Origin of the sequence: Streptomyces purpureus, from assembly GCF_014648195.1 — a bacterium.
Taxonomy (GTDB): Bacteria; Actinomycetota; Actinomycetes; order Streptomycetales; family Streptomycetaceae; genus Streptomyces; species Streptomyces purpureus.
The window spans coordinates 6,390-20,232 of sequence record NZ_BMQQ01000033.1 but is presented as its reverse complement, the minus strand read 5'-3'; the positions used below and the strand labels follow the sequence as shown (position 1 = coordinate 20,232).

Genomic DNA, 13,843 nt, shown 5'->3' with positions numbered 1-13,843 from the left:
ACCTCTCCCTGGTGTCGACGGGTCGTCGACAGGTCGTCGACGGGCCATGGACGCGCCGTCAACTTGCTGGTGATCCCAGGGAATTGTCCCGCACCTGAACACCCTTTCCCTGCCCCGGGTACCGGGCCGAAGAGTGATTGGCCCGTCATCACATTGACGTAAAGGCCGCTTCTCCGACGGGATTACGACAGGAGTTCGGGTTCCGCGCGGCTGATCCGGCGCCACAAGGGCTGGTAGTTGATCCACGCCACCAGGTCCGTGCCGAGCTGCTCGCGGGTGGCGACGGCGTCACCGTGCTCGATGAGGACGGGCTTGCCGGCCGCCCGCGCGGCGAGCTGGACCTGGCTGCAGCGCTCCATCGCGATGAACCACCAGGTCGCCGCGTCGACGGTGTCGCCGACGGTCAGCAGGCCGTGGTTGCGCAGCACGATTCCCTTGTACGGGCCGAGCGCGGTGGCGATCCGGCGCCCCTCCTCCTCGTCCACGACGACGCCGGTGTAACCGTCGTACAGCGCGTGGTCCTCGTAGAAGCCGCAGGCCTCCTGGGTGATCGGCTCGATCAGTTCGCCGAGGGCGGCCAGCGCCCGGCCGTAGGTGGAGTGGCAGTGGACGACGGCGACGACGCCGGGGCGGGCCCGGTGGATCTGGGCGTGTACGGCGAACGCGGCCTGGTTGACGTGGTCGCCGCCTTGGACGACCTGGCCCGCGCCGTTGACAAGGACGAGATCGCTCGCGGTGAGGTCGGCGAAGGGCGCCCCGAAGGGGTTCACCCAGTAGCAGTCGGCGTACTCGGGGTCGCGTGCGGTGATGTGGCCCGAGACGCCGTCCTCGTACCCGAACCGGCCGAAGAGCCGCAGCGCGCCGGCGAGCCGCTGTTTGCGGTGGGTCCGCTCGTCGGCGGCGGAGTCGTGGACGGGCGGCATCGCGAAACGCAGCTGGTCCACGGGGACGGGGGCCGGTATCTCGGTCATGGGCCGGAAGCTACCGCGCGGTACCGCAGGTGAACAGAGGCGTGCGGGCAGACGACGGCGCCGCCGCCCTCGCGGGGCGGCGGCGCCGTTCGGCCCGGCGGTCAGCCGGTCGGGACTACTCCCACTCGATGGTGCCCGGGGGCTTGCTGGTCACGTCGAGGACCACGCGGTTCACATCGGCGACCTCGTTGGTGATCCGGGTCGAGATCTTCGCGAGGACGTCGTACGGCATCCGCGTCCAGTCGGCCGTCATGGCGTCCTCGGACGAGACGGGCCGCAGCACGATCGGGTGGCCGTACGTACGGCCGTCGCCCTGGACGCCGACGGAGCGGACGTCGGCGAGCAGTACCACGGGGCACTGCCAGATCTCGCGGTCCAGGCCGGCCGCCGTGAGCTCCTCGCGGGCGATGGCGTCGGCCTCGCGCAGCAGGTCCAGGCGCTCCTTGGTGACCTCACCGACGATCCGGATGCCGAGACCCGGGCCGGGGAAGGGCTGGCGCTGGACGATCTCCTCCGGCAGGCCCAGCTCCTGGCCGACCATGCGGACCTCGTCCTTGAACAGCTTGCGCAGCGGCTCGATGAGCTTGAACTCCAGGTCCTCCGGGAGTCCGCCCACGTTGTGGTGCGACTTGATGTTCGCGGTGCCGGTGCCGCCGCCGGACTCGACGACGTCCGGGTAGAGCGTGCCCTGGACCAGGAACTCCACCGGGTGGTCGCCCGGGGCCTCGGCCACGATCTCGGCCTGGGCCTGCTCGAAGACCCGGATGAACTCCCGGCCGATGATCTTCCGCTTCTCCTCGGGGTCGGAGACCCCGGCGAGCGCGGTGAGGAACCGCTCCTGCGCGTCGACGACCTTCAGCGAGACGCCGGTCGCGGCGACGAAGTCCTTCTCGACCTGCTCGGTCTCGTCCTTGCGCATCAGACCGTGGTCGACGTACACGCAGGTGAGCTGCGAGCCGATGGCCTTCTGGACGAGGGCCGCGGCGACCGCGGAGTCCACACCGCCGGAGAGGCCGCAGATGGCGCGCTTGGTGCCGACCTGCTCGCGGATGGCCGCGACCTGCTCCTCGATGACGTTGCCGGTGGTCCACGTCGGCTCGATGCCGGCGCCGCGGTAGAGGAAGTGCTCCAGCACCTGCTGGCCGTGGGTGGAGTGCATCACCTCGGGGTGGTGCTGCACGCCGTACAGCCTCTTCTCGTCGTTCTCGAAGGCGGCGACGGGCACGACGTCGGTGGACGCGGTGACCGTGAAGCCCTCGGGAGCGGCGGAGCAGGCGTCGCCGTGCGACATCCACACGGACTGCTCGGCCGGGGTGCCCTCGAAGAGGGTGGAGCCGGACTTGCTCACGTGCAGCGGCGTACGGCCGTACTCACGGGCGCCGGTGTTGTCGACGGTGCCCCCGAGAGTCGTCGCCATCAGCTGGAAGCCGTAGCACATGCCGAAGACTGGGACACCCGCCTCGAAGATCTCGCGGTCGAGGCGAGGGGCGCCCTCCGCGTACACGGAGGACGGGCCGCCGGAGAGGATGATCGCCTTCGGGTTCTTGGCCAGCATCTCGGCCACCGGCATGGTGGACGGGACGATCTCGCTGTATACCCGGGCCTCACGGACTCGGCGGGCGATGAGCTGTGCGTACTGGGCGCCGAAGTCGACAACGAGGACCACGTCGGGGGTGGTGTCCGGGTTGGTGACGTCGGGCGCGGCAGCGGGAGTCGCTGATGACACTACGGCGGCCTTCCGGCGGTAGGGGAGGGTCCCCCGGAGGGGGCTATTTGTCGATTCTACCGGCGCGCCGCCGTCGCTTTTCGTCTCACCATCCGAACCCGGGTTGGCTCAGGCTCCCCGGCGCGGTCCATACTGTCGCCATGCGCACGCTCTCGACCTTCGTCTTTACCTATGGCACCGGCCCGTCCGGCTGCCATGGTCGAGCTGCTTGAGCAACTGACAAGCGACTTTCCAGGCGCCCCGGGCCGACAAGGCCCGGGGCGTTCTGTCGTTTCCGGGCCCAGCCGCTCCGGGGCTCCGCCCCCCGTACCGAAGGAGCCCCCCGTGACCACCACCCAGACCGAGAAGACCGGCGCCCGCACCGACGAGGCCGCGGCGCTGATCGGGGACGCGCGGACGCGCATCGACGCCCTGGACGACCGGATCATCGGTCTGATCCAGGAACGTATGGCCGTCTCGGCCGTGATCCAGGAGGCCCGGATCTCCTCGGGCGGGCGCCGGGTGAACCTCAATCGCGAGATGGAGGTGCTCGGCCACTACCGGGACGCCCTCGGCAAGCCGGGTACGGCGCTGGCCATGACGATGCTGGAGCTGTGCCGGGGCCGGATCTGAGGCCCGTGCCGGCTCCGCCACGGATCTGAGTTCGGGCCCGCCCTCACCCGTACGGCGCGTGACCGGGCCCGGCGCGGCTTCGTTGGTCCCGTTGTCCGCACCAGCCAGGGGCGGGTCCGCAACACACCACGCGTGGCTCCGCTGGGGCGTGTGGCGTACCGCAGGTACGTCGTGGGACCTCGCCCCGGCGCGTGTGACCGGACGGCAGGGGACAGCAGCCCGGTCACCCAGAAAGGACGGTCGGTCCCGGGGACGCCCGGGACCGACCGCATCCGGTCCGCCAGGACCACCCCATCAACCAGTCCCCCCGCGGCGCTTCCCCGGGCGCCGCTCCGAGGCACCAGCGCCACCCCGCCCGCCGGTGCCGACGGCCGAGGGCCCCGCGCACGGGACGTGCGCGGGGCCCTCTCTGCCGTCCCTCTCTGCCGTCCCTCTCTGTCGTACGCGGGTCGGACGCCCGGGGTACGGCGCCACCGGAACCGCCGGCCGATGCCGTGCCGCCGGTCGTGGTGCTTCCCTCGTCGCGCCGCTCGGTCAGCCGACGGGGAGGGTGGGCCGGATCTCCACAGGATCACCCGGTCGCCATTCGGCGTCGGTCCACTCCGGCTTCGGAGAAGGGCGAGGGGGAGCCGGCGGCGGGTTCGGGCCCTGGTTCACGTCCTGCGGCACGGACGCCGGACGCAGGGTCTTCCTGGCCGGGGCGGGCGCCTTGGCGCCCGCCGGCGCGGGCGGCCAGGACTTCGTCGGGCGCGCGCCGAGTGAGGGGGCCGGGGGGCGCTCCGGGGTCTGCGGTGCGGACTCTGGGGCTTTCGGTGTCTCCGGGGTCGCCGGTGTCCCCGATGTCTCCGGTGCCTCCGGTACGGATGAGGCTGCCGGGGACGTCGACGGTGAGCGTGGTGCCGTGTCCGGGGACGCCGTGCAGGCCGTGCCGCCGACGGCCACCGCGGTCAGGGCGGCCAGCAGGCAGACCGTGCCGGGCAGGGAGCGGGGGCGCCGGGTCATCGGGACGCGCGGCGGCGGGAGACGGCGATCACGATGGCGCCGGCCGCCAGGGCGAGCAGCGTGCCGGCCGCGGCGAGGGCCACGCTCGTGCCGGTGGAGGCCAGGGCGCCCTGGGTCGTGACCGACGTGGTGGTCGTGGTCGTGCCCGCAGTGCCGGAGGTTCCGGAGGTGGTCGCGGTCCCGGACGGCGTGGCCGTCGGGGTCGGGCCCGGGGTGGGGCTCGGGGCGGTGTCGCCCTTGCCGTTCAGGACGATCTTCGCGGTGTTGTTGGTGGCGTCCGGGTCGAACGGCAGCTCCGGCTTGGCCGGCAGCGCACCGCGTACGGTGACCGTGCCCGCGGCGCCCTTGACCACCTTCTCGATCGTCAGCTCGAACGGCAGGGGCTTGTCGGCGTCCTCACGCACGATCGAGGCGAGCGGGCAGAGGTAGCGGGGCGCGCCGAGCGGGTTGGTGAGGGGCTCGCCGGAGGCGGAGACGGCGTCGCACTCCGCGGGCTTGCCGGTGACCTTGGCGCCCTCGGGGACGGTGACGTCGACGACGCCGGCGCTCTCGTCCGTGCGCTGGTTCCCGATCCACGCCGGGCCCTTGTTGCGGAAGCCGATCTCGGCCTTGACCTTCTCGCCGACGGCGGGCCTCGCCACGTCCGCGCCGTACACGGTGAAGTCCGCGGTGTTCCGGACCTGGATGGTCTCGTCCCGTTCGTTGTCCGACGGCTCGAGGTCCTCGGCCAGCGGGGCGGCCGTCCGCTTGGTCAGGGTGAGGGCGCGGCCGGTGCCCTGGGAGGAGGCGCTGTGCGCCGGGGTGTGCTCGACGATGCTGTAGACGAAGTGCTCGCGGTAGGCGTGGCCGGCCGCCTTGAGCGTGAGCGGCTCCGACAGGACGTAGACCGCACCCGGCTCGTACAGGCCGGGGAAGGTGCAGGTCATCGCGGAGTAGCCGGCCATCGGGAGGGAGTGGATGTCGTCGAGCTCGGCCTCGCGGTACTCGCAGTTGGAGAACCGCTCACGGATCTGAAGACCGTGCGTCGGGCGGAGGGTGAGCCGTACGCCGTCGGCCGGCACCGTGCCCTTGTTCGCGAACGCCACCGCGGCCGGCTGGGTCTCGCCCGGCTTCATCCCGGACTTCAGGTTCAGCGGCCGCATGACCAGGTCGGCGGCGCCGACCGTCACCTTGGTCGAGAAGGGGGTGAAGGTGGCGCCCTGCGCCGCGCCCGACACCTTGAGGGTGCCGGAGTAGGACGGCTGGGAGTCCTCGGCCGCGGTGATCTTGAGCCGGGCGACCGTGCTGCGGCCCGGCCCCACACCCGTGCCGGTGCACACGCCGGTGGTGCCGGTGAGCGTGCACTCCGGTCCGCCGGCCACGCGGTCGAAGGTCACATCGGCGACATGCGCGAGCCCGGCGAGGTCGAAGGTGACGGTGTACGCGCCGGGGAAGGCGCCCGCCGCGTCCGTGCTCGGGTTGAGGACGGTGAAGTCCACGGTCTCCGCGTGCCGAGTCCCGCCCGTGGGGTTGGGGTACGGCCGCAGCACCACCCCCGACGGCCCGCCGAGCGTGAACTCGGGGTCGGCGGCGTACGCGGGGGCCGCGCCGAGGCCGACGGCGGCGAGCCCGGCCGTGGCGAGCGCGGCGACGGTCGCGAGGACCTTCGCGGGGAAACGACGTGACATCTGCGTACCTCTGGTCAGCGGGTGTGGGGGTGCGGCACACCCGTTCGACACCGATGCGGACGCAAAGGTTGCACGTTCGAAGATCACGGATTGGGTACGCGGACAGGCTCGGAGGGCGGTGTGACAGGCGCCACATAAAGATTCCGTGAGATTGGATGCAACCAATCCGCTTCCTCGCGGGTCATGCATGCGGAGCCAACGGCCCCGGTCATGCCGGGAAAGGCGCTGCACTCGGAGGGGGGTGCAGCGCCTTTCTTGATTCCGCCGTGGGAGCGCCGCCTCACTTCTTGGGCGGCACCGCCGGGATCCCCAGGAACGGCAGCTTCAGCGCGCCGAAGGCGCCGGCCGGGACCGCGGGCGACTTCGGCTCGACCGGCGCCAGCCACACATAGGCCGCACCCTGCCGCGGTCGGGGGTCCTCCTCGCCCTTGTTGGGCCAGAAGGACATGGCCCGCTCCGCCTGCGCGGTGATCGTCAGCGACGGATTGACCCCCAGGTTCGCCGAGACCGCCGCGCCGTCGACGACCGAGATGCCCGGGTGGCCGTACAGCCGGTGGTACGGGTCGATGACGCCGTCCCCGGCGGTGGCGCCGATCGGGCAGCCGCCGAGGAAGTGCGCGGTGAGCGGCGTGCCCATCAGCTCGCCGATGTTGGATCCGGCGAAGCCGTTGATCTCCTCGGCGAGCAGGCTCGCGGCCCGGGTCGCCGCCTCGATCTGCGTCGGGTTGGGCGCCCCGTGGCCCTGACGGGCGGTGAGCAGGCCCTTTCCGATGCCGACGGGCTTGCGGTACGTGGTCAGCGAGTTGTCCAGGGACTGCATGACCAGGCCGATGATGGTCCGCTCCGACCAGCGCCGGTTGGACAGCGAACGGAGCGCGAGCGCCGGGTGCTTGACCAGTTCGAGCAGCCACTTGCGCACCCGGTGCGCGCCGTACGGCACCTGGAGGATCGTCAGCGCGCCCATCGAGTTGGAGCCCTTGCCATACCGGACCGGCTCGATGTGCGTGTTGGCGTCCGGGTGGACGGAGGACGTGATGGCGACGCCACGGGTGAAGTCGGCCTTCGCGTGGCCGTGCTTCCTGCGGTAGCGCCGGTCGGTGGTCTGCGAGCCCACAAGCCCCTCGGAGTTGGTACGGGTCAGCTCGCCGAGCCGCGCCGGGATCCGGGGCAGGAGGCCGGTGTCCTTCATGCGGTGCAGCAGCGTCTGCGTGCCGTACGTGCCGGCGGCGATGACGACCTTGCGGGCGGTGAACGTGCGGCCCCGGCCCTTCTTCCGGTTGTCGGTGGGCAGGGTCCTGACCGCGTGGCCGCCCCGGGAGTCCTCGGTGACCGCGACGACCGAGGTCATCGGGTGGACGACGGCTCCCGCCTTCTCGGCGAGGTAGAGGTAGTTCTCGTTGAGGGTGTTCTTGGCGCCGTGCCGGCAGCCCGTCATGCACTCGCCGCACTCCATGCAGGCCCGCCGGGAGGGTCCCGCGCCGCCGAAGTACGGGTCGTCGGCCTCGCCGCCCGGCCTGGCCCTGACCTTGCCGTCGGCGTCCTCCCCGTCCCCGAAGAAGACACCGACGGGGGCCATGTGAAAGGTGTCGCCGATGCCCATCGCCTCGGCCGCCGCCTTCAGGTGCACGTCCGAGGGGGTGGTCGTCGGGTTGAGCCGGACGCCCAGCATCCGCTTGGCCTGGTCGTAGTACGGGGCGAGCTCGTCCTGCCAGTCCGTGATGTCCTTCCACTGCGGGTCGTCGAAGAACGGCGCGAGCGGCTCGTACAGCGTGTTGGCGTAGTTGAGGGAGCCGCCGCCGACCCCCGCGCCGGCGAGCACCATCACGTTGCCGAGCAGGTGTATGCGCTGGATGCCGTAGAGACCGAGGGCCGGGGCCCAGAGGAAGTTCTTCAGGTCCCAGGAGTTCCTGGGCAGTTCGGTCCGGGCGAAACGGCGGCCGGCCTCCAGCACGCCGACGCGGTAGCCCTTCTCCGTCAGCCGCAGGGCCGTGACCGAGCCGCCGAAACCGGAGCCGACGACGATGACGTCGTAGTCGTACGAACCGTCCTCGTCCTGATTCTGGGCAGGGGGTAGCGCGGTCATGGCTCTCCTCGTACGAAAAGGGGCGGGCGGATCAGCGCAGGCGCAGGGCCTTCATCGCCTTCAGGGAGGCGCTCATGAAGGCCGCGTACTTCTCGTCGTCCATCCCGAAGGCGGGCGCCAGCGGCATCAGCCGCTGCTGGGCGACGGTCTGGGCCTCGGTGTACTTGAGGATGCCCTCGGAGCCGTGCCGGCGGCCGAGGCCGGACTGCTTCATGCCGCCCATCGGGGACTGCACGCTGCCGTAGGCGGGCGCGTATCCCTCGTTGATGTTGACGGTGCCGGTGCGCAGCCGGGCGGCGACGGCGTGGCCGCGCCGCGCGTCGGTGGTCCACACCGAGGAGTTGAGGCCGTACGGCGTGGCGTTGGCCAGCTCGACGACCTCGTCCTCGTCCGTGAAGCGGTAGATCGACACGACCGGGCCGAAGGTCTCCTCGGAGCAGACGGCCATCGGGGCCTCGACGCCGTCGAGGATGGTCGGCTCGAAGAAGTACGGGCCGATGTCGGGGCGGGCGACTCCGCCCGCGACGACCTTGGCGCCCTTGGCGACGGCCTCCTCGACGTGCCGGGTGACGGTCTCCAGCTGCCGCTCGCCGACGAGGGAGCCCATGTCGGCGCCGTACGCGAGGGAGTTGCCGAGCCGCATCGCCTTCGTCCGGGCGGCGAACCGGGCGACGAACGCGTCGGCGACGGACTCGTGGACGTACAGCCGCTCGATGGAGATGCAGAGCTGTCCGGCGGAGGAGAAGCAGGCGCGTACGGCTCCGGCCGCGGCCTTCTCGACGTCCGCGTCGCGCAGCACCAGCATGGCGTTCTTGCCGCCGAGTTCGAGGGAGACGCCGACGAGCCGGTCGGCGGCGCCCTTGGCGACCTCGCGGCCGGTGCGGGTGGAGCCGGTGAAGGAGACGTAGTCGGCGTGCTTGACGACCTCGGGGCCGACGACCGGGCCGTCGCCGAGGACGACCTGGAAGACCTCGGCCGGCAGTCCCGCCTCGACGAGCAGGTCCCTCGCCCAGAGCGCGGTCAGCGCGGTCTCGGTGTCGGGCTTCATGACGACGGCGTTGCCGGAGACGAAGGCGGGCAGGGCGTCGCCGACGGACAGCTCCAGCGGGTAGTTCCAGGGGGCTATCTGGCCGACGACACCGCGCGGCTGGCGCAGTTCGGTCACCTTGGTGAGGGTCGGCACGACGCCCGTGTGCCGCTTGGGGCGCAGGTAGGAGGGAGCCTTGCGGCCGTAGTGGCGGGCGGCGACCGCGACGGCCTGGACCTCTTCGTGGGCGTGCAGCCGTGCCTTGCCGGTCTCCAGCTGGATCAGGTCGAGGATCTCGGCCTGCCGCTCCAGGACGAGGTCGTGGAAGCGGAGCAGGACGGCCGCACGCGCGCGTACCGGCGTCGCCTCCCAGGCCGGCTGGGCGGCACGCGCGCGTGCGAAGGCCTCGGCGACGTCCTCGGGGGTGGACTCGGGAAGGTCGGCCAGCTTCTCGCCGGTGAAGGGCGTGTGGTTGGCGGTCCGGCCGGAGCCGACGACACCCTTGGTGAGCTGGGCGACCACTTCGGGCGTGACCACGTCGGCCGCGGTGCGCGCGCCTGCCGGGGCGGGGGCGAGGGGGTTCGTTCCGGGGGCGGCGATGGCCTGCGAGTCCGTCATGGGGGCGAGGGTATGCGGCATCCGGGCCTTTGGGTACCCGTCGGTAATGGCTTTCACGGGGTGCGCACAACCGCGCCAGCGATCACTGGCACATAAGCCCTGATCAGGGGCTCGGCGCCGAAGCGGAGCCCCTGACAGGAACCCTCGAACTCACTCAGGAGCTCAGGAGCTCTGGATCTTCAGGCCCTTCACGATCTCCGCGTACAGCGCCTCGCCGTCCCGCACGGCCTTGCCCGCGGCCGGCATCTTGACCCGCAGGTGCCAGTACGTCTTGCCGTCGCCCTTGATCAGCAGCTCGTGGTAGCGGTAGCGCAGCGGATCGGGCTCGCTCGCCGAGTACGGGGTCCAGTCGGTGACCACCTCGGACGCCTCCCTGCCCTGGTGCTGCGCTGCCCTGACCGTGGACTTGGCGTCCTTCATCTCCATGCCGTCCCGGCCGCCCTTGCCGTACCGCGCCTTGCGCGCCTCCCCGTCCGGGCCCGGATCGTCGCCGCCCTTGGCCTCCGAACGCCAGAACGCGATCTCGAAGACGCCGCTGGGGTCGGAGAACCACACCGCCCCGTCCTCGACCGCCTGGAACCGCTTGTAGTCCTGAGGCACGGTCACCTGTGCCTTCAGCAGCTCGTTTTCCGGGCGCACCAGCCAGCCGGGCGGCAGCTCGTCCCCGGCGAAGGGGTTGGCCAGCAGCAGGACGAGCGCGACGGCGACCGCGACGATCCCGCTCAGCAGCCCGTACAGCGCCTTGCGGCTCTGCCGGAGCACCGGCGGGATCCAGCCGCTCGCGGCGGGCGCGGCCGCCCCGGGGGCGTACAGCTGGGTCGCGGCGAGCGCCTGCGGCGGCCGGGCGACGGACTCCAGGGTCTCGCGGATCTCCGTGGCGCCCGGCCGGGCCGCCGGGTCCTTGCGCAGCAGTTGCATCACGAGGGTGCCGAGCGCGCCGCTGCCGCGCGCCGGGGTCTGCGGCTCGGCGGAGAGCACCGCCTGGAGCGTGGCAGGGGTGTGCGAGCGGCGGAACGGCGACATGCCCTCCACCGCCGCGTACAGCACCACGCCGAGCGACCACAGGTCGGACTCGGGTCCGGGGCGCTGCCCGAGCAGCCGCTCCGGCGCGATGAACTCGGGCGAGCCCACGAAGGCGCCGGTCTCGGTCAACCCCTGCTCGCCCTCGACCTGCGCGATGCCGAAGTCGGTCAGCACGACCCGGTCGCCCCTGCCGAGCAGGACGTTGTCGGGCTTGACGTCACGGTGCAGCACCCCGGCCTCGTGGGCGGCGGTCAGCGCGCCGAGGACGGCGAGCCCGATGCGCGCGGCCTCGCGCGGATCGAGGGTGCCCTCCTGGAGGCGGGCGGCCAGCGACTGACCGCGAACCAGCTCCATCACGATCCACGGCCGGCCGTCCTCGACGACGACGTCGTGCATCGTGACGACGGAGGGGTGGTCGATCCGGGCGGCGGCGCGGGCCTCGCGCTGCATCCGCAGATGGACCGTGTCGCGCTCCCGCTCGGAGAGCTGCTCCGGTACGCGGGGCTCCTTGATGGCCACGTCACGGTCGACGACCTCGTCGTGGGCGCGCCAGACCGTACCCATGCCGCCGTGTCCGAGCCGGGACACGAGCCGGTAGCGGCCGCCGATCACCCGTCCGGCACCGGGATCGGTCTGCGGCCGGGGCGTCGGCGCGGCGGCCTGACGCGGCAGGGCGGCGGCTTCCGTGGCCGGTTGCGTGTCGTGTCCGGCCGGCGGTCGTGGCGGCTGGAGTCCGTAGCTGGTGGGCTCGCTCGCCCGTCCCCCGTCGTTGTTCATGGTTCCTATCCTGACGAACCGTGATCGCCGTTGCCAGCAGGGTTCTTGAGCGGATGCAGAGACGTGACACGCCGGACCGGCGAGCGGGCCGCGCCGGATTTTTCGAGGGGATCAGTTGCCCGGCGGCCTGAAGCTCTTCGTCATGGTGTCGAACTGCGTGCGGGTGGTGTCCCATTCCGACGCCGGCGAGGACATGTAGAGCGCGTACTCGGTGCCGTCGTCCCCGTAGTAGACCTGGTCGATGGCCCGGCGCTTGCCCGGGTGGTTCTTCTTCTCGGTCCAGGTGAACTCCCACAGACAGGACTTGGGCTGCTCCCGGAAGGTGTTCTGGGTGAGTTTCTCCCGCTTGTAGTCGGGCAGGCGCTTCTTGAGGCTCTTCTCGACGGCGAGCATGTGCATGAACGGGTTCTCGAAGTCGGGCGACGTGTCGACGCTGATCCGGATGCGGTGCCGGCCGTTGTCGGGCGTGTAGTCGATCTGGTCGCCGTCCATCTGGCGCTTCCAGCCCTTGGGGACGAGCAGACTGAAGCCCTCCGGGTCCTTGACACGCTGCCAGCCGGCCTTCACCGCCTTCTCCGCCTTCTCGGACGTGTCGGTGGGGGAGCCGGTTTCGGTGCCGCCGGTACCGGCGTGGTTGCCGTGGCCGCCGCCCGAGTACGTCAGTCCGGCGAAGACCCCCGCACCGCCGATCGCGCAGGCGACGACCGGCACCAGCACAGCCGTACGCCACCGGCCGCGCCGGGCGCCGCCGTTCGTGGTCGCCGGTATGGACTCCGAGGGCGGCAGCTTGGCCGTGGAGGAGGTGGTGGCGAATCCCGGTCGCCGGTCCTGTCCGGCGGCCCGCCGCGCGGCCGTGTGCGTCTGCGTGACGTCGGGCGTACGCCCCTCCATCACGTCCCTGAACATCCGCTCGGCCTCGGCCACCGCGGGCCGGTCCGCCGGATCCTTGCTGAGCAGCGCGGTGATGACCGGCGCGAGCGGCCCGGCCTGGGTGGGTCGGTCCAACTCCTCGGTCACCACGGCCTGCATGGTCTCGATCGGCGAGGCACGCCGGAACGGCGAGGTGCCCTCCACCGCCGCGTACAGCGTGGCGCCCAGCGACCACAGGTCGGAGGCGGGCCCCGGGTCGCCGCCCCGTACCCGCTCCGGCGCCAGATAGTCGATGGAGCCGACGATCTCCCCGGTCCGGGTGATGGTCGAGTCGCCCTCGATGGCGGCGATCCCGAAGTCGGTGAGCAGAACCCGGCCGTCCCGGGCGAGCAGGACGTTGGCGGGCTTGACGTCACGGTGCAGGACCCGGGCGTCGTGGGCGGCGCGCAGCGCGCGTAGAACGTGCAGACCGATGCGCGCGGCCTCGCGGGCCTCGATCGGGCCGGACTGCTTCATCGCGTCGCCGAGGGAGGGGCCGTCGACGTACTGCATGACGATCCACGGCCGGCTGTCGTGCTCCAGCACGTCATGGACGGTGACGACGCCGGGGTGGGTGATACGGGCGGCGGCCCGCGCCTCCTTCTGCGTACGGGCGTGCAGGACGACCCGGTCGGCCTCGGAGACGTAACGGCCCGCCGTCAGCTCCTTGACCGCCACGATCCGGTGGAGGACTTCATCGTGGGCACGCCAGACGCGGCCCATGCCGCCCTTGCCGATGGACTCGGCCAGTCGGTAGCGCCCCGCCAGCAGCAGACCCTCGCCCGTGCTCTGTGAATGTTCCACTTGCCCCCGCCCGTTCCTTCGGATGCCAGGTTACGGAGGGGCACACGGGCGGCGGAACCTCGGGGCGGCCTTAGGAACCGCACTGTTACTAGAGGGGCTGTTGAGCCGTCTGAGGAGCGGGTGATTCGGGGTGTTTCGTGGGTTGTTCGGCGGGTCGGGCCGTGTTCAGCGAGTGACGCGGTAGTGCTGGGTGGCCTGCTGGTAGATCTCCGAGACCTTGTCGCGCTGTCCCTCCGGACCGATGACCTGGACGACGTGGTAGCGGCCCGCGACAATCATCGCGAGGTTGCGGACGAAGACCTCCCTGCCGCTGCTGTCCTGCCAGGTGAACTGCCCCTCGGCCATGGCCTGCTGCCCCACGTCGATCCGGCGCAGTCCGGAGGCACTGGACCAGGAGGAGTCCCGCCAGGGCTGGAGCTCGCGCTCCTTGGTGCGCTGGTACGCCATCGGATCGGCGCCGTCGGTCTGCACGGTGTCGCGGCCGGGGACGACGATCAGGGTGAATTCGCCCGCGTTGTAGCGGACTTGTCCGGCGTCGTTGATGGGGCTGCGCCGCCAGTCCTTGCCGACGGCGGTCTGGAAGCCCTCGGTGTCCTTGCGCAGGATGTAACCGGCGGCGGGGGG

At 71.6% G+C, this 13,843-nt stretch carries 9 protein-coding genes; 1 reads left to right on the top strand and 8 read right to left on the bottom strand.

Features of this window, described 5'->3' with window-relative positions; all coding sequences use genetic code 11:
- Window positions 1-182: 182 nt before the first annotated feature.
- The gene (locus IEZ01_RS29700; RefSeq protein WP_189204790.1) at window positions 183-971 is read right to left on the bottom strand and encodes a class II aldolase/adducin family protein; all 789 of its coding nucleotides are present in this window, start codon (window positions 969-971) and stop codon (window positions 183-185) included.
- A 115-nt stretch (window positions 972-1,086) separates the two neighbouring features.
- Window positions 1,087-2,697, bottom strand: coding sequence for a glutamine-hydrolyzing GMP synthase (guaA, locus tag IEZ01_RS29695; protein ID WP_019888851.1), 1,611 nt, complete (start codon window positions 2,695-2,697; stop codon window positions 1,087-1,089).
- 324 nt (window positions 2,698-3,021) lie between these two features.
- On the opposite strand from guaA, the gene IEZ01_RS29690 reads away from it, so the two are divergent.
- Window positions 3,022-3,309 carry a chorismate mutase gene (locus IEZ01_RS29690; RefSeq protein WP_019888850.1) on the top strand — a complete coding sequence of 96 codons (288 nt, stop codon included), beginning with the start codon at window positions 3,022-3,024 and terminating at the stop codon, window positions 3,307-3,309.
- Window positions 3,310-4,307: 998 nt separating this feature from the next.
- On the opposite strand, the gene IEZ01_RS29685 is transcribed toward IEZ01_RS29690, so the two are convergent.
- From IEZ01_RS29685 to IEZ01_RS35320, 6 genes are all read right to left on the bottom strand, one after another.
- Entirely contained in the window at window positions 4,308-5,978 is a 1,671-nt protein-coding gene (locus IEZ01_RS29685; protein ID WP_189204789.1) for a COG1361 family protein, read from the bottom strand.
- A gap of 280 nt (window positions 5,979-6,258) precedes the next feature.
- Window positions 6,259-8,061, bottom strand: a complete 1,803-nt coding sequence (locus IEZ01_RS29680) for a GMC family oxidoreductase (RefSeq protein ID WP_189204787.1) — start codon at window positions 8,059-8,061, stop codon at window positions 6,259-6,261.
- A 31-nt stretch (window positions 8,062-8,092) separates the two neighbouring features.
- Window positions 8,093-9,706 (bottom strand): succinic semialdehyde dehydrogenase, encoded by a 1,614-nt coding sequence (locus IEZ01_RS29675; RefSeq protein ID WP_189204785.1) that lies wholly within the window; start codon window positions 9,704-9,706, stop codon window positions 8,093-8,095.
- Between the two features lie 162 nt (window positions 9,707-9,868).
- Entirely contained in the window at window positions 9,869-11,506 is a 1,638-nt protein-coding gene (locus IEZ01_RS29670; protein ID WP_189204783.1) for a serine/threonine-protein kinase, read from the bottom strand.
- 111 nt (window positions 11,507-11,617) lie between these two features.
- Window positions 11,618-13,219, bottom strand: a complete 1,602-nt coding sequence (locus tag IEZ01_RS29665; RefSeq protein ID WP_019888845.1) for a serine/threonine-protein kinase — start codon at window positions 13,217-13,219, stop codon at window positions 11,618-11,620.
- A gap of 165 nt (window positions 13,220-13,384) precedes the next feature.
- On the bottom strand, window positions 13,385-13,843 hold a 459-nt coding region (locus tag IEZ01_RS35320; RefSeq protein WP_506417168.1), incomplete at its 5' end, for a serine/threonine kinase C-terminal domain-containing protein.

Excerpts from the sequence above, each read along its gene's own strand:
- IEZ01_RS29700 (WP_189204790.1), bottom strand. The coding sequence starts at position 971 with ATGACCGAGATACCGGCCCCCGTCCCCGTGGACCAGCTGCGTTTCGCG.
- IEZ01_RS29685 (WP_189204789.1), bottom strand. The coding sequence starts at position 5,978 with ATGTCACGTCGTTTCCCCGCGAAGGTCCTCGCGACCGTCGCCGCGCTC.
- IEZ01_RS29680 (WP_189204787.1), bottom strand. The coding sequence starts at position 8,061 with ATGACCGCGCTACCCCCTGCCCAGAATCAGGACGAGGACGGTTCGTAC.
- IEZ01_RS29675 (WP_189204785.1), bottom strand. The coding sequence starts at position 9,706 with ATGACGGACTCGCAGGCCATCGCCGCCCCCGGAACGAACCCCCTCGCC.
- IEZ01_RS29670 (WP_189204783.1), bottom strand. The coding sequence starts at position 11,506 with ATGAACAACGACGGGGGACGGGCGAGCGAGCCCACCAGCTACGGACTC.